14 protein-coding genes are annotated in these 16,195 nt (G+C 67.8%); all 14 read right to left on the bottom strand.

Annotation, left to right across the window (positions count from 1 at the left end; genetic code table 11):
- Positions 1–34 precede the first annotated feature (34 nt).
- On the bottom strand, positions 35–1,294 hold the full coding sequence (locus IT361_08760; GenBank protein MCC6317767.1) for an imidazolonepropionase: 1,260 nt from the start codon (positions 1,292–1,294) through the stop codon (positions 35–37).
- The gene (locus IT361_08755; protein ID MCC6317766.1) at positions 1,291–2,301 is read right to left on the bottom strand and encodes a radical SAM protein; all 1,011 of its coding nucleotides are present in this window, start codon (positions 2,299–2,301) and stop codon (positions 1,291–1,293) included. The genes IT361_08760 and IT361_08755 overlap by 4 nt, the downstream gene beginning before the upstream one ends.
- On the bottom strand, positions 2,298–3,986 hold the full coding sequence (gene hutU, locus IT361_08750) for a urocanate hydratase (protein MCC6317765.1): 1,689 nt from the start codon (positions 3,984–3,986) through the stop codon (positions 2,298–2,300). The genes IT361_08755 and hutU overlap by 4 nt, the downstream gene beginning before the upstream one ends.
- Positions 3,983–5,542: a histidine ammonia-lyase gene (hutH, locus tag IT361_08745; GenBank protein MCC6317764.1), complete on the bottom strand. Its 1,560-nt coding sequence runs from the start codon at positions 5,540–5,542 to the stop codon at positions 3,983–3,985. The genes hutU and hutH overlap by 4 nt, the downstream gene beginning before the upstream one ends.
- A 123-nt stretch (positions 5,543–5,665) precedes the next feature.
- Positions 5,666–8,929 (bottom strand): hypothetical protein, encoded by a 3,264-nt coding sequence (locus tag IT361_08740; protein ID MCC6317763.1) that lies wholly within the window; start codon positions 8,927–8,929, stop codon positions 5,666–5,668.
- A gap of 20 nt (positions 8,930–8,949) precedes the next feature.
- Positions 8,950–9,741: a twin-arginine translocase subunit TatC gene (gene tatC, locus IT361_08735; protein MCC6317762.1), complete on the bottom strand. Its 792-nt coding sequence runs from the start codon at positions 9,739–9,741 to the stop codon at positions 8,950–8,952.
- A 23-nt stretch (positions 9,742–9,764) separates the two neighbouring features.
- Positions 9,765–10,589, bottom strand: coding sequence for a tol-pal system protein YbgF (gene ybgF, locus IT361_08730; protein MCC6317761.1), 825 nt, complete (start codon positions 10,587–10,589; stop codon positions 9,765–9,767).
- Positions 10,586–11,194 (bottom strand): OmpA family protein, encoded by a 609-nt coding sequence (locus IT361_08725; GenBank protein ID MCC6317760.1) that lies wholly within the window; start codon positions 11,192–11,194, stop codon positions 10,586–10,588. The genes ybgF and IT361_08725 overlap by 4 nt, the downstream gene beginning before the upstream one ends.
- 42 nt (positions 11,195–11,236) lie before the next feature.
- A complete protein-coding gene (locus tag IT361_08720; GenBank protein ID MCC6317759.1) occupies positions 11,237–12,556 on the bottom strand; it encodes a PD40 domain-containing protein in 1,320 nt (439 codons plus the stop codon).
- A complete protein-coding gene (locus IT361_08715; GenBank protein ID MCC6317758.1) occupies positions 12,553–13,269 on the bottom strand; it encodes a TonB C-terminal domain-containing protein in 717 nt (238 codons plus the stop codon). Before IT361_08715 ends, IT361_08720 begins: the two co-directional genes overlap by 4 nt.
- Positions 13,270–13,336: 67 nt before the next feature.
- Positions 13,337–13,747, bottom strand: a complete 411-nt coding sequence (locus tag IT361_08710; protein MCC6317757.1) for a biopolymer transporter ExbD — start codon at positions 13,745–13,747, stop codon at positions 13,337–13,339.
- Between the two features lie 2 nt (positions 13,748–13,749).
- Positions 13,750–14,472 carry a MotA/TolQ/ExbB proton channel family protein gene (locus tag IT361_08705; GenBank protein MCC6317756.1) on the bottom strand — a complete coding sequence of 241 codons (723 nt, stop codon included), beginning with the start codon at positions 14,470–14,472 and terminating at the stop codon, positions 13,750–13,752.
- Position 14,473: 1 nt separating this feature from the next.
- Positions 14,474–15,424, bottom strand: a complete 951-nt coding sequence (locus tag IT361_08700; GenBank protein ID MCC6317755.1) for a GDP-mannose 4,6-dehydratase — start codon at positions 15,422–15,424, stop codon at positions 14,474–14,476.
- Positions 15,425–15,631: 207 nt separating this feature from the next.
- Entirely contained in the window at positions 15,632–16,135 is a 504-nt protein-coding gene (locus IT361_08695; GenBank protein MCC6317754.1) for a single-stranded DNA-binding protein, read from the bottom strand.
- Positions 16,136–16,195: the final 60 nt, after the last annotated feature.

Below are 16,195 nucleotides of genomic sequence, written 5' to 3'. Positions count from 1 at the left end.
GAATTGCCTGACGCGGCCGGAAGGCCCGACGGCGTCAGGCGGCGACTTCGACCCCCCGGACCCACGAGCGCCGGCACCTCCGGTCGCCGTACCAGTAGGGGATCTCGCGGATGTCTTCGACATCAAACAGGGCGAGGTCCGCGGAGAACCCGATGTCGAGTTGGCCGGTCTCCGCGGCCAGGCCCAGCGCCGCGGCTCCGTTAACCGTCGAAGCCACAATCGCTTCGGCCACGCTGAGGCGGAGACTGCTCACGCCGAGCGACAGGACGAGGGGGAAATTGGGCGTGGGGGATGTGCCGGGATTGAAGTCGGTCGCGAGCGCGATCGCGGCTCCGGCTTCCACGAGTCGTCGCGCGGGCGCCTGACGCTCCTTGCCGAGGAACAGCATGGTCCCGGGAAGGAGGGTGGCCACGGTGGGAGCGGCGGCCAGCGCAGCAATGCCGCCATCGGAGATCGCGGCGAGGTGGTCGGCGGAGGTGGCGGCCAGCTCCACGGCGAGTTCCGCACCGCCGGCCGGCTTGAGCTCATCGGCGTGCAGCTTGAGGCCGAGACCCGCCGCGCGCGCCGCCACCAGGATCTCCCTCGACTCCTCGACGGTGAACACACCGGGCTCGCAGAACACGTCGGCGAAAGCGGCCAGCCGCTCATCGCGCACGCGCGGGATCATCTGGTTCACGACGAGGTCGACGTAGTCTCGGCGTCCGCTGGGCGTCGCGCGCGCCTCCATCGGGATCTCGTGCGCGCCGAGGAATGTGGGCACGAGCCGCATCGGCTGGAGCGTCGTCAGCCGCCGGATGGCGCGGAGCGTCTTGAGTTCGTCGTCGAGGGTCAGGCCGTAACCCGATTTCACCTCGACCGTGGTCGTGCCGTGGGCCGCGAGCCGCGCCAGGCGAGGCAGGGCCAGCGCCACGAGGTCGTCTTCTGTACGGGTGCGCAGGTCGCGGACCGAACTGTGGATGCCGCCTCCCGCGGCGGCAATGGCCATGTAGTCCTTGCCGGCGGCGCGCATCTCCTGCTCCTCGTAGCGCGGCTTGCCGAAGATCGCGTGGGTGTGCGAATCCACCAGCCCTGGCATCAGCACGCCGCCCTGGCAGTCGATGACTTCCGCCTCGGGATGCGTGCGTCGGACCGCGTCGCCATCGCCGATCGCCGTGATGCGCCCCTCGCGCGTTGCGACGGCCACGCCGGCGCGCACGGCCGCGTCGCCAAGTTCGCGCCCGCGCCTGGCGCGTGGCGGTCCGGCACAGGTGACCACCTGCGCGGCATTCACGAACACCTGCGTCGGCTGCGTCACGATGGGACTCCGAGCGTGGCGGGGGTGCGGCGGCCCGGCGCCAGGATGTCGAGCACGCGGGAGGGTTCGAGCGGCGCCTGTGCCTCCCCGCGGCACGCGTAGTAGCAGGCGCTGCAGTCGATCGGCGCATATCCCTTGTAGTCCCGCCAATGCCCGTCGAGCGGAAAGTCGGGGCACCGCTTGACGAGACCGGCGGGCGAGATGTGGATCGTCTTCGTGCCCGAATCACACGGACCGGCGAGCGTCCCGCGAAGGTACCGTGGAATCGTCGACAGGTAGTAGTCGGAATTGGTGATCACGCCCCGGTGTTTTCGCTTGAAGGCCATGAGGGCCTGCACCGCACGATCGGTGGCCTCCACGGGTCCTTCCTGGATGAGGTAGTCGCGATTCCCGTTCTTGAAATCGGTGTAGAGCGAGAAGTTCACGCCAACACCCAGCGCGGCCGCACGTTCGACGATCGGAATCAGCTGGTCGAGGTTGTCGTTGCGGATGACCGTGTTGAACCGGATGCCGTCGATCCCCGCCCCACGCATGGCGGAGACCGTCCTCATGATCCGATCGGTGAGTCCGGGAATGCCGCGGGCCACGTCGTGCCGGCCGTCGAGATAGTCCAGGGAGATGTTGAACTGGTCGATGCCCGCCGCCCAGAGGGACTGCGCGCGTGCGAGCGTGAGCATCCCGCCGTGCGTGATGAGGGCGATGTAGCTCCAGCGGGACGCGTCACGGACTCCACGCACGAGCGCCTCGAGATCACGACGCAGCAGCGGTTCACCGCCGGTGAACGTGATCATCATCGGCGAAAACGCGCGCGCCGCGTCGGCGAAGCTTTGCAACTCGTTGTCGCGCTCCGTAGCCGGCGTCTGCCAATAGTCGCAGAACCCGCAGCGCGCGTTGCACCGCATGGTGACTTCGAAGTGCACGAGCAACGGCCGGCGGCGCACCGTGAGCCACGCGTACTTCGCGAGGAAGATCGGAATGTGCCAGGGTTTGAAGTGCGAGGAGATCATCCTGCCCGCCCGCCGCCCTCCAGCATCGGGAGTCGCAGTCCCTCCCGTCGCGCGGTGTCACGCGCCACGTCGTAGCCTGCATCGGCGTGCCGCGCCACGCCCATCCCCGGGTCGTTGGTCAGCACGCGCTCGAGCCGCGTACGCATCTCGGGCGTACCATCGGCGACAATCACCTGACCGGCGTGCAACGAGTTCCCGATGCCAACCCCGCCCCCGTGGTGGAACGACACCCAGGACGCGCCGCTGGCCACGTTCACCAGCGCGTTCAGGATCGCCCAGTCCGCGATGGCGTCGCTGCCATCCTTCATCGCCTCGGTCTCACGGAACGGCGAGGCCACGCTACCGGTATCGAGGTGGTCGCGCCCGATCGCGATGGGCGCCGAGATCTCACCGGAGGCCACCAGGTCGTTCATGGCGACGCCGAATCGGGCGCGTTGACCCTGGCCAAGCCAGCAAATACGGGCCGGCAGGCCCTGGAATGCGATGCGCTCGCGCGCGAGCGTGATCCAGCGTCGCAGATGGTCGTCGTTCGGAAACAGCTCGAGGGCCAGCGCATCGGTCCGGGCGATGTCAGCCGGATCGCCGCTCAGCGCCACCCATCGAAACGGGCCCTTCCCCTCACAGAAGAGCGGCCGCACGTAGGCGGGCACAAACCCCGGAAAGGCGAACGCATTTTCGAGTCCGGCGTCGAACGCCACGGTACGCAGGTTGTTGCCGTAGTCGAACGTGATCGCGCCGCGCTGCTGCAGGTCGAGCATCGCCCGCACGTGGGTCACGATGGACGCGACGCTGCGCCGCACGTAGGCGTCGGGATCGGCCGCGCGCAGCGCGGCGGCCGCGCCCAGGTCGAGGCCCGCCGGCACGTACCCGTTCAGTGTATCGTGAGCGCTGGTCTGGTCGGTCAGCACATCAGGAACCACGCCACGCCTGACGAGTTCGGGGAGCACCTCGGCGGCGTTGCCCACGAGGCCGACGCTCAACGCCTGTCCTCGGGCCGCGGCGTCCTTCACCCAGGCCAGCGCTTCGTCGAGCGTGCGGGTCTTGCGGTCGAGGTAGCGCGTTGCGAGTCGCTTGTCGATACGCGACTCATCGACATCGATGCCAAGGAATGCGGCGCCGCACATCGTCGCGGCCAGGGGCTGTGCACCGCCCATTCCGCCAAGGCCGGCGGTGACCACCGTGCGCCCGGCGAGCGACCCGCCAAAGTGCTGTCGCGCCACTTCACCAAAGGTCTCATACGTGCCCTGCACGATCCCCTGCGAACCGATGTAGATCCACGAGCCCGCGGTCATCTGGCCGTACATCGTGAGCCCCTTCCGTTCGAGATCACGGAAGACGTCCCACGTGGCCCAGCGCCCAACGAGGTTGCTGTTGGCAATGAGGACGCGCGGCGCGGAACGGTGCGTGCGCAGTACGGCCACCGGCTTGCCGCTCTGCACGATGAGCGTCTCGTCGTCAGCCAGGGCGCGCAGCGACGCCACGATGGCGTCGTAGGCCTCCCATGACCGCGCGGCCTTGCCCGTGCCACCGTAGACCACGAGGTCTTCGGGTCGCTCGGCCACCTCGGGGTCGAGGTTGTTCATCAGCATCCGGAGCGCCGCTTCCTGCTGCCACCCTCGGCAGCTCAACGCGGCGCCGCGGGGCGCGCGCACGACGCGGGTCACGGGTTCCTGAACCGAAGTCATAGGGACGTGGCAGCGGAAAGGGTGGAGGTGTCGCGGAGGTCCCAGACGATGTGCTCGTAGGCCCCGCGCGCGATCTGCGTGGCCACGGCCGCGATGTCGGTCGAGACCACGCGGTCGCGATCCATGCTGGGCACCGCGCCGCGCAGCAGGGCATACGCACGCTCGACGGGAGCGCTCGATGTCAACGGACGGCGGAACTCGAGCCCCTGAATGGCGCACAACAGCTCGATGGCCAGGATGTGCCGCACGTTGTGGACGATGCGGCGCAGCTTCACCGCCGCCGACATTGCCATCGGCACGTAGTCTTCCTTGCCGCCATCGGTCGGAATCGAGTCGACGGACGCCGGATGCGACAACACCTTGCACTCCGAGGCCAGCGCCGCCGCGGTCACCTGCGCAATCATATACCCCGAGTGCACACCGGCATCGCGAGCGAGGAAGGGCGGAAGTCCCTGATTGAGATCGGGGTTCACCAGTCGATCGATGCGACGCTCGGCCATGGTCCCGAGGTTCGTGAGCGCAATGGCGACGAAGTCGCACGCCATTCCCACGGCCTGACCATGAAAGTTGCCGCCGCTCAGCATCACACCGTCGTCAAACACCAGGGGATTGTCGGTCGCGGCGTTCAGTTCGCGCGCGACGACCCCTTCCGCAAACTCGAGAGCGTCGTGCACGGGTCCCATCACCTGCGGCATGCACCGCAAGGCGTAGGCGTCCTGCACGCGTGGGTCGTTGATGCGGTGCGACTCCCGAATCGCACTCTCCGCCGTCAGGGACCGGAACAGCGTTGCCGACCACATCTGGCCCGGCTGACCCCGGACCTCGTGGATGCGCGCGTCGAATGCCACGGGCGTCCCCAGGAGCGCCTCGAGGGTCGCCGCACCGCTCACGTGGGAGGTCGCCCACAGCCCTCGGGCATCCCACAGCGCGAGCGCGGCGATTCCCGTGTGCGCCTGCGTTCCGTTGATCAGCGCGAGCCCTTCCTTTGGACCGAGTTCCACCGACGCCAGGCCAGCCGCGGCCAGCAGCGCCTTCGCGGACTGGGGCGCCTCGCCGTCTCGGAGGAGCATGCCTTCGCCCAGGAGGGCGAGCGCGAGGTGGGCCAGCGGCGCCAGATCGCCGCTCGCGCCCACGCTCCCCTGCTCCGGGATCGGCGGATACAGCCCCGCGTTGAGGAGCGCGAGCAGCAGGTCGACCACCTCGGGCCGGATACCCGAGCGCCCCTTGGCGAGCACGTTGGCGCGCAGGAGCATGACGGCGCGGGCTTCGTCCTCGGGCAACGGCGCCCCGACTCCGGCCGCGTGGCTTCGCACGAGGTTGGTCTGGAGTTCGGCCAGGCGACCCGGTGGGATGGCGATGTCGGAGAGTTTCCCGAAGCCGGTGTTCACGCCGTAGACGGGCTCGTTGCGCGCCACGATGTCGTCGACGATGCGGCGAACCCTGGCGAGGCGCTCGCGCGCCGAGTCATGGAGGCCAACGCTGGCACGCTCGCGCGCCACCGCCACGACGTCCCTGAGGTCCAGGGACTCGCCGTCGATCACGATCTGGGAAGTCATGGCGAACAAGATAGCGCCGCGAGCGCCCGATACGGTCCCCGCGCTCGCGGGTCAGCTCGCGGCGAACCTGGTCGCTGTCAGGAACGTCGCGGGCGACGCTGATCCACCTGGCGTCCCCGCGCGCTACCGCTGCGCCCCCGCGCCGCGGCCCGTATAGCCACGCGGGTACGAGGGACGCCGATAGTCGAACTTGATGTCCGGCTGGGCGCGCAAGGCGATGAAGAAGTTGAACGAGAAGTTGCCGTTCGTGGACCGCGTGAACGCGAAGATCGCGTCCCAATCATGCATCGCCCGCTGGAGGGACACGACGTGCTGCGCGAACTCCCGCGTGCGCACGTCGTACGACGTCTGCCACTGCGCCGCCCACTTCTCGGTGGCGTGGAAGGACATCGAGCCATTGATATTGCCCTGTGGCGGAACGCGGAACAGGGTGCCGCCGCGCGTGGTCTCGTTCGCCGGGAGACCGCTGATGGGCGCCCCGCCGGTCGCGTAGTTCCGGACGCAGGCGTCGTACTGGAAGATGTCGCCGCGATACGGTTCGCAGAGCGTGACGGGATCGAACTCCTTGACGTTGTCACCGACGGGAGGGCGCTGCCTGGTGCCGGTGTACGAGACATTCAGCCGCCAGCCCTGCCCTTGCGGCACCTGCATGGTCGAGGTGAGCGAACTGCCAACGATCGGGCGGCCGGCCACGAAGTCGCGGTTCCCGCCGGGGTTTCCCGACGCGCGATTGATCGCCGGTTGTGCCGGGTTGCCCCCAGGCCGCTGCGCGCGCGCTCGCGAGGCGCTATCGGCCATGCGGATGCCGAGCAGTCGTCCCAGTCCGCGGATGAGCGGCGAGTTCGCATCCAGCGACATCGAAGCGCGCACGCCTTCGCGGTAGGGCTTGAAGACCGCGGTATCGGAGATCGGGTCGCCCTGGAACAGCGAGTAGTTGATGCCGAAGTCGAAGCCGGGAAGGAGATCCGACCTCGCGGAGATGTCGAAGTTGCGATTGGTGAGGCCGGTGCCTCCCTTGGACTCCTTCGCCCGCACGAAGTCGTATGACAGGGTCGTGAAGTTGAGCGAAAGCACCTTCACCTTGCGGCCCTCCTCCGGAGCCGCGGGCCGCGCGCCAGCGCGCAGGCTGTCCGCTCCGGTGGAGTCCGCGAGACTGTCGGGCAACGCGGGGAGCGAACGCGGTGGCAGCGCCTGCGGCCTGAGCTTTGCCTCGAACGAGGTCGCCAGGCCAAGGCTCACAACATTCTGCGGCAGGTTTCCGAGGAATCCGAACGCGAGGTCACCATTGGCGGACAGGAACTCGTCGCTCACGTTCCCGCGCGGCGTGTACGAATACGAGATGCTCGGCTCGATGGCGTGCCGGATCCGTTCGACGGGACCAAAGCCGCCGAAGAACCCATAGAGCTTTGGACCCATGCTGATTCCGAAGCTCGGCCGCAGCCCCTGCGCGACAAACTTTCCGCCGGTGCGTTCCGTGCGCACGATGAGCGGCGAGCGGCCGTCGACCTTCTGGATCGACATCGTGGGCGCAATGTTGAACTTGCCTTGCGAAAACGTCGGCAGGTTGAACGACGTCTCCCAATCGAAGCCGGTGCGGAACGTTCGCGCGAACACCCGCTCCTCGCGCGTGGTCGTGTCCCTTGGATCGGTGTAGAGCGTGCGCCGTTCGGGAAACTCGTTGGCGACGTCGGTCACGCGGAAGGCGTTGCGCCAGTTGAAGCCGAAGATCTCGATGGGAGTATCGAACGAGATCGCGCTGTTGCGCGTGTCCTTCTTGATCTGCACCGAGTCGAGGCCCCCGCCGGGCGCGGTGACGTAGCGATACCTGAAATCCCCGGGCTGATCCAGGTCGAAGCTCTGGGCGTTGGTGAGCGAGAAACTCGGCGTCCAGGTGAGCCACTCTCCCACTTCGATGGGCCTGGAGGTGACCGAGAGCGTGGGGAAGCCGCGATCGAGCTGGTCGCGACCCGGATACTGCTTCTGCGACGCACCGAGGCTGAGGGAGAATGGCCCGCGCCCCGTCGAAAAGTTCATCCGCGAGTCGATCGTCTGCAGCGCGAGTTGCGGGTTGAAGGTCGTCTGCCGCAGGACCTGTGTGTTGGAGGTGTAGTTGAAGTTTGCCGAAAGGTTGGTGCGCTCGGAGAACTTCTGACGATGGTCGAGCGAATACGATCGGTTGGTGACGCCGTCGCGAAGGTAGTGCATCGACACGCCAACGCGACCGTCGATGAACCGGTCCTTCCATTTGTAGTCGGTGATGCTGTTGACCCGCAGGTAGCCCGGGGTGTTGCTCGTCGTCCGCGCGCTGCTCTGCCAGTCCATCGACAGTGTCGTGCTCAGATAGTCGCTGATGGCAAAGTAGTAGCCGATGTTGGAGATCTCCCGCGAGCGGAGCGAGTTGCGGAACACCTGATTGAACCCGATCTGCGGTGGCAGCAGTCCGCTGCGACGGCCGGGCCGCATGTCATTGAAGACGAACGGCAGCCACGCGACCGGGATGTCGGCGATGTAGAGGATCGCCGGCCGAACGATCATGATGTTGCGGGAGATCAGCTTCATCTCCTTTGCCACGAAGTGATAGTGCGGCTCCGTCTCCTCGCAGCTCGTGAGCCACCCGTCCTTCGCGTAGAACGCCGCACGGCCGGCGCTCGAGGTGTCGCCCTTGAACGCGGCGAGATCTCCGTGCACGATCCACCGCTGGCCACTCTCGACGGCGGTCGTCACGTCGCGCACGACGCCGCGTCGGTTGGGCATGTCGTAGCGGATGGATCCCAGCGCCACCACGTCGTCCGGTCCCTGCGAAGGATCGCGCAACGTGACGGTGTCCCCCGCCGCGCGAATCAGCTTGGTGGAATCGTTGAACGTGATCGTGTCGCCTACCAGCAGCGACGAATCGCGCAGCACCGCGGCGCGCTTTCCGACGAGAAACATCTCGTGTTCCGTGGCCTTGAACCGGACCGAGGTGCCCTGGTACTTGGTGACCGTGTAGCCCTCTCGGCTGAGCAGTTCGATCATCACCGAGTCTTCGGGCGCCCACGCCACCTCAACCTTTTTCTTCACGAGGTCGAGTCCGCGCATCTGCGACTCGCGGATCGAATCCGCCTGCGCGCGCAACGTGTCGGCGCGAGTGAGCATCGGATTCTTCCTGACCGTGTCGGGCGTGAGGCCGGCCACCGGAAGCACCGCGCGCGCCGTGTCTGTCATCGGACGGGCAATGGAATCGCCGCGGGCCCTGGCGATCGAGTCGACGCGAGCCTTCGCCAGCGAGTCCGTGCGGGCCTTCGCGATCGAATCGGCGCGAGCCTTCGCGATCGAGTCGGCGCGCGTCCGCAGCGTGTCCTGCGCGTCGGCGCGGTCGCCCCACCCGGCCGCCAGGAGGACGACCAAGACCGTCCCCAACCAGCGAATCACGCCGCGGCCCCGCGCGCGTCCTCGGCGGCTCGCTGTGCTTCGCGCCGTTGCCGGCGTCGGTACACCACGTATGAACAGACCACGCTCACCTCGTAGAGCCCGATCAGCGGCAGCGCCACCGCCGCGAGCGAGACCGGGTCCTGCCCAGGCGTAATGAACGCCGACGCCACCAGGCAGATCACCAGCGCGTGGCGCCGATACCGATTGAGGAACTGCGGCGTCACGATGCCGAGCGCCGTCAGCGCAAGCACGGCGATCGGCAACTCGAACACCGCACCCATGATGAGCGAGAACGTGATCGCGAAATCGAAGTACTCGGTCACCGAAATCATCGGCGTGATCGCGGCCGACTGCACGTTGAGCAGGAACTTGAGCGTCAGTGGAATCAGCGCGAAATACGCCAGCGACACTCCACCGATGAAAAGCAGGGCCCCGAAGATGAGAACCGGGATGATCACCTTCTTTTCGTGCCGATAGAGCGCCGGCGAGAGAAAGGCCCAGAACTGGTAGATCACCACGGGCGATGCGAACACGAATCCAAGCGCAAACGCCGCGCTCATCACGATGCGGAACGCCCCGGCGGGATGCGTCGTGATGAGCTTCCCGTCAGGCAGGAAGGGCTGGATCGGTCGGACCAGCAGGAGGATCGCGTCGTACTTGAGCAGCACCGTGAACGACACGGCGACGCCGACAATCAGCGCGAGCAACGACCACAGGATGCGCCATCGCAGTTCCTCGAGGTGCTCGAGGAACGGCATCTCCGCCTGTGTGCCGGGAGGGTTGGCCATCTGCTGGTCTCGTCCCCGCTGATTCAGCGATTCGTCCGCAGCCACTCGGCGGCCAGTTCCGACGCGTCGGTGCGCGGGTACTCCCGCACCACCCGATCCATCGTGGCGCGCGCCTCCGCACGGCGCCCGCGCCGCGCCTGCGAAAGCCCCAGCTTGTACAGCGCCGTCGGTGCCTTGAGCGCCCTGGGGAACTGGCTCACCAACGCCGTGAACGCCGAGTCGGCCCGGTCCGACTTCCCGTCATATTCGTACGCCTCGCCAAGGTAGTACTGCGCGTCGGGCGCGACATCGGACGAGGGATACAATCGCAGCAGTTCCTCAAAAGCCGCCTGAGCCGTGCCGTAGGATCCGCGGCGCGCCTGCGCCAGGCCATCCTGAAACAGCTGGTTGGGGCCGGGATTCGCCGCGGGCGGAACCGGAGTCGTTGTCGGCGGCGGCTGCGGCTGTGTGGAGTCCGGCGGAGTCACCACCGGGGCGACCGGCGTGGCGAGCTGGGCCTGAAGCCGCGCCTCGTTCTCGGCACGAAGTCGGTTGAGCACCGACTGGCTCTGGCCAACCAGCTCCTGCAGCTGGAGCACCTGCTCGCCGATCGCGCGGAACTGCCCCCGATTCTCACCCTGGTAGCTCGCCAGGCGAACACCGGTGTTACTGAGTGAATCCCCCACGATACCGAGCGCGGTCACGACCTGGGCGATCTGTCGTGCCCGTGCGGAATCCGCACGGGCGGCCTCCTGGCGCAGGGTCAGGATGTCCCCCTGCAGGATCCGCACATCGCTGCGAGTGGCGAAGCAGGCCCCGGTGGCCAGGAGGGCGACCGGAAGGAGGCGTCGGAGGGGGGCGAGACTCATGATTTCGGCGGGACCAGGTTGTCGCCGCCGGCCGTGATCTCGAATTCGGCGCGGCGGTTCAGACGGAATGCGTCCTCCGTACCATCGGTGGCCTCGGGACGTTCCTCTCCGAAGCTGACAATGTCGAGCCGCGATCCATCGACACCTCGGTCCGTGAAGTATCGCTTCACCGCGGCCGCCCGGCGCTGGCCGAGGGCGAGGTTGTATTCATCGGAACCGCGCTCATCCGCGTGTCCGCTGATCCGAAGCCTGAGTCCGGTGTTCGCGAGGAGGATGGCAACCTTTGCATTCAGGACGCCCTCGGCCGAGGCCGAGAGTTCTGCCATGTCGTAGTCGAACAGGACCTTCTGGGCGAGGGTGGCTTTGAGCCCTGCCATGGCCCGCTCCCGCGCCTCGGCCTCGGCGCGCAGGCGAGCGGCTTCCGCCGAATCCCGGGCGGCTTTCTCCGCGGCCGCGCGCGCAGCGCGGCATGCCGCATCGCAGGTCTCGGCGGGCGCCGGGCCGGATGTGGGGGTCGGGGCGGTCTCAGCCTGCTTCTTCCGGCAGGCGGCGAGCAGCGAAAGACCGAGGACGGCAACGGTGAGGAGGCGCGGGGGGCGAGGCATGTCGGGTCGGGGCGTCGGTGGGGAGTCGGAGGGTGAGGGTGCCTAACGAACGTTCAGGGCCGGCGACCAGGCCGCGTGACGGGCGCCGCCGGGTGCCCGCGTCAACTGACGGAATCGGCCGGACTCGATATCCACCACCCAGAGCTGGCGCGTGCCCGAGCGGTTGGACGTGAAGACGATGTGGCGGCTGTCCGGCGCGAACGACGGGTTCTCGTTCACCGCCGTGCTGGTGTGCGCCCGCACGTTCCGATCGCGAACGCCGATGGTCATGATCTGGAAGTTGCCCGCGACCTGACTGGCGAAGGCAATCAGCCGTCCGTCCGGCGACCAGTCCGGGTCCGAGCGGTACGACTGTTCGCCGACCGTGAAGTTGAGCAGCGGCTCGGCGTTGGTCCCGTCGGCATCGGAAGTATAGACCTGCACGGCGCCGACGCGGTTCGACGTGAACGCGATGCGGCGCCCATCCGGACTGAATGTGGGCGAGGTGTTGTCGCTCCCCCGCCCGACGGTGATCCGACGGGCGGCGTCGGTCCCGAACGCGTTCACCGACCACAGTTCTGTGCCGTTCTCCGTGGAATGCGCATAGACCATCGTGTTGCCGTCGGGCGAAAACGCCGGACTGAAGTTGGGCCCTCCAGGCGTGGTACCCAGCGTGCGCGTAGCGCCCCCGGTCTCCCGGATCACGATCTGCGCGCCGGAGTTTGGGAGCGTCGTGTACGCGAGGTGCGTGCCCTTGGGGTTCCACGCCGGCGACATGGCGCGCACGTCCCCGGTCAGGGCAATCGCCCCGTGCCCGTCGCTGTCTACCTGCCAGATGCGCCCGGCACTCGCGTACAGGATCCGCGTCGCCGAGATCCCGCGAACGCCCGTGACCTGTTGCTCGATGCCATCGGCGATCGCATGCACCGCCATGCGCCACTCGGTGGACAACGCCGGCGACGGCAGGGGGAACGAGGCGGCGCGCGCGATGGCCGAGCGACCGACGTCGTGGATGAGGACGTGGATGCCGAACGACGTCGGGGTCACCTGCAGGATGACGTTGGCCCCGAGCCTCGAGTACAACGGGTAGTTGAGGCTCCCCGCGGTACCCGCCGGCGGCACGGACTCGGCCGCGAGTGCGATCACGTTCATGCGATCACCGTTCTCGAAGTCGCGCTGGAAGATCGCGCGCAGCGAGTCCCCCTGGGCCCCCGTGACCGGCATCACGAGCAGGCCGGGACGTGTTCCCGGTGTGTAGATGCCGGTGATGCGCACCCCCTCCTTCCACGTCGTGTCCTGCGCCGGCGCGACGCGGGACCAGGCGACAAGGGCGGTGAGCAACAGCCCCGACGCGGTGAGCGCGCCACGGCGAACGAGGATCATCGGCGAATCATCTGTGGGGTGAACGTGAAGATAACCGGAAGCACGTCATCGCTGAAACCGTCGGGCAGCGGTCCAAAGGCCCGCGAGCGGCCTGCGGCCTCCACAGCCCCCCGTGCCTCAATGTCGAACAGCGTGGAACCGGAACGCCGCCGGATTTCGATCGAGGTCACGGAGCCGTCGCGCCGGATCAGGAACGACACGTCGCAACTCAACGCGGGAAGATTGCCCTTGTCGAAGTTGAGGATGATCTGGTTGGCGATGTTGTTGAGGTAGGACGGAAAGGGGAACTCGATCCCGGGGCTCTGCACGTTGGCCACATCGGTCCCCTGCCCTCCGGTGCTTCCGCCGCCAGCCCTGGGCGCCGCCGCCCCCGGGGGTGTGCGAGACGCGTTAGGCACCTGCGTGGCCACCGGGGGTGCCGGCCGTCGCGGCGGCGGTGCCTTCACGGGAACGCGCTCGGCCGGCTCCCGAACTGCGGTCCGAGGCACCGGCGCGGCCGGTGTCGGGGTTGCCGCGGGCGCCTGCACCTGCCCGATCGCGCGCGGACCGGCTGGGGCAGCCACCAGGTCGACCTTGTAGACCGGCGGGAGCGCGATGTGATCCGCCTGCGCCAGTCCGATCACCCCGGCCACGACCGCACCGTGCAACGCGACCGACAGCGCCAGCGAGGCGGTGAGGCGCGGACGTTCGGGGCGAAAGGCCAGGTGGGTCATGCAGGTGTCCGGGACAAGGGCACGGCGTGTGGATAACCGATCAGATGGCGATCGGGGCGCAAACGACCTATTGCCGCTCGGCCGGCTCGACGACGAGGCCGACGTTCGACGCGCCGGCCTGCATCATGATCCCGAGCACGCGCACGACTTCACCGTAGGGCACGCTCGCATCCCCGCGCAAATAGACCCCCTGCCGGGCACGCTGTTCCGCCAATGTGCGGAACGACGCGCGGAACTCGGCCATCGTCATCCGCGTGTCGCCCACGGCGATCTGATTGGCGGATAAGACCGTCACCACCAGGTCGCTCTTGCGCTCCAGCGGGCGCGCCTCGCCCCGCGGCAGCCGGACCTCGATGCCCCCCTGCATCATCGGCGCGGTGATCATGAAGATCACGAGCAGCAGCATCATCACGTCGATCAGGGACACGACGTTGATCTCCGCGTTGAGTGGCGTCCGCTCGCGGCGCCGGCGCGCCATGACTAGATGCGCCCTTCGCGCACGAGGAGCGCGATCAGCTCGGAGCCGAAGCCCTCGAGTTCTCCCTCGATGCGGTTGACCCGGTTGGCGAAGATGTTGTAGCCGAACACCGCGGGAATCGCGACCGCGAGCGCCATGGCGGTCGCCGTCAACGCCGCGGCGACGCCCGGAGCGACGGCCGCCACGGACCCCGATCCGGTGGTCGAAAGCCCAATGAACGACTGGATGATCCCCAGCACCGTGCCCAGAAGTCCGATGAGCGGGCTCGCCGAGGCGATCATCGCCAGCGAGGGGATCAGCCGCGAGAGGCCGTCGCGCTCCGTGTCGGTCTGCGCATCGAGCACCAGCCGCAGCGCCTCGACCTGAGACGCGCTGAAACGCGCCGAACGTTCGGGCGTGGCGGCCATCGCCGGCGGGGTGTCGCTGAGAAACGTCTCGGCGCGCTCGAAAATGCGCACGAAGGGTCCGCTCGCCTTGCGGGTCGACGCGGCCACCTCGGCCAGCGAACGCGCCCGCTCGAAGGCGTGCATGAAGTCGTGGCTCGTGCGCCGATAGCGTCGGAACTCTCGCCACTTGGCCGCCATGATCGACCAGCTGATGATCGAGAGCAGCAGCAGGAGCGCGAGCACCACCTGCGTCACCACGTCCGCCGTGGTGATCAACTCCCAGGCGTTGGTGGGGAGGGCGGCGGCGGCCTGCGCGACCAGGAGCGACGGGCCCGCCACGCTATGACCGTCCCGCGAAGTATTCGTACGTCGCCCGGAGCCCGTCGCGCAGCGCCACCTGCGGTGACCAACCGAGCACGGTCTGCGCCCTGGCGGTGTTGACCGTGGATCGCTGCTGCTCGCCCTGGCGCGCCGGCGCCTTGTTCACCGTGGCCGGTCGACCCGCCACCTCGCTGATGATCTCCGCGAGCTCCAGCACCGTGGTCTCGATCCCCGTGCCGATGTTGAAGCTCCGCGTGTCGACCTGCGCCATCTTCGGCAAGGACGCTTCGGCCGCAAGGAAGTTGGCGCGCGCGACGTCACCCGCATACACGTAATCCCGCGTCTGCGTCCCTTCACCAAAAACAGTCAGTGGTTCGCCCTTGAGGACGCGCTTGCAGAAGATCGCCACGACGCCGGCCTCCCCGTGCGGATCCTGCCGCGGCCCGTACACGTTGGCGTACCGCAACGCGACGGTATCGATCCCGTGCACACGCGAGAAGTAGCCCATGTAGTACTCGACCGAGAGCTTGGCGATGCCATAGGGTGACTCCGGGTCCTTGGGCATGTCCTCGACCGTCGGCAGCGGCACGAAGTCGCCGTAGATCGCCCCCCCAGTGGACGAGAAGACGAACCGCGTCTGCCGGCCCGAGGCACGCACCGCTTCGAGCAGGTTGAGCGACCCTCCAATGTTGACCTGGGCGTCCCACGCCGGATCGGCCACGCTCTTGCGCACGTCGATCTGCGCCGCAAGATGACAGACGGCATCGAACCCGCCCTCGCGCACGAGCCGCGCGGCATCGGCAGAGGTGATGTCGAGTTCGTGGAACTGCGCGGCAGCCGGAAGGTTGGCTCGCTTGCCTGACGAGAGGTTGTCGATGATCTCGACCGCGTATCCTCCCTCGAGAAACCGCTCGGCGACGTGAGAGCCGATGAAGCCCGCGCCACCGGAAATGAGGGCTCGACGGGTCACGCGACGCTCCCGAAGCGCGTGGACAGGTCGCGAAAACAGTAACGGACGGGCATGCGCGAGGGGCCGGTTCGGGCGATGGACGTAGCGGGGCGCGCAGCCACGGCCGCGAACAAGACCCGCACGAAGGAATCGCGCGCAATCTAACGGCCCTCTCGCAGGGGAGCGAGCGAGGCGAGGCCCGGACTCGAGCCTCGCCTCACGTGACCATCAGAACGGCAGATCGTCCTCGGCGTCTTCCAGGGCACGAGGGAAATCCTCGAACTCCTCGGCGCTGCCGGCCGGCGCCGGCGCACGTCCGCGATCCGGCGCTCCGCGACGCCCACCACCCTCGAACTCACCCGCGCCCTCCCCCCGCGGCGACAGCAGAATCAACTCGCGCACCCGAATCTCCGTGGTGTAGCGCGTCTGCCCTTCCTTGTCCGTCCACTGCCGATACTCGATGCTGCCCTCGACGAAGAGCTTGTCGCCCTTCTTCACGTAGCGATCGACGATGTCGGCCAGCCCCATGCCCTGGCCGTTGCGGCCGTTCCAGGCAATGCAGCGGTGCCACTCCGTCTTCTCCTGCCGACCCCCGGCGCTCCCGGCGTCGTTCCACGACCGGGACGTCGCGAGAGAGAAATCCGCGACACGACCGCCGCTCGAGGTCGATCGCACCTCGGGGTCTTTGCCGACGTTCCCGATCAACTGCACCTTGTTCAAGCTTCTGGCCACGTTGCCTCCGTGCGAGTGTGAGTGCCTCGCTGCGCAGAGTATGCAGGCAGCGTCCGGACG

The sequence above is a fragment of the Gemmatimonadaceae bacterium genome (genome assembly GCA_020846935.1).
Taxonomy (GTDB): domain Bacteria; phylum Gemmatimonadota; class Gemmatimonadetes; order Gemmatimonadales; family Gemmatimonadaceae; genus RBC101.
The sequence above is the reverse complement of the archived record's forward strand: the minus strand, read 5'-3'. Positions and strand labels throughout refer to the sequence as shown.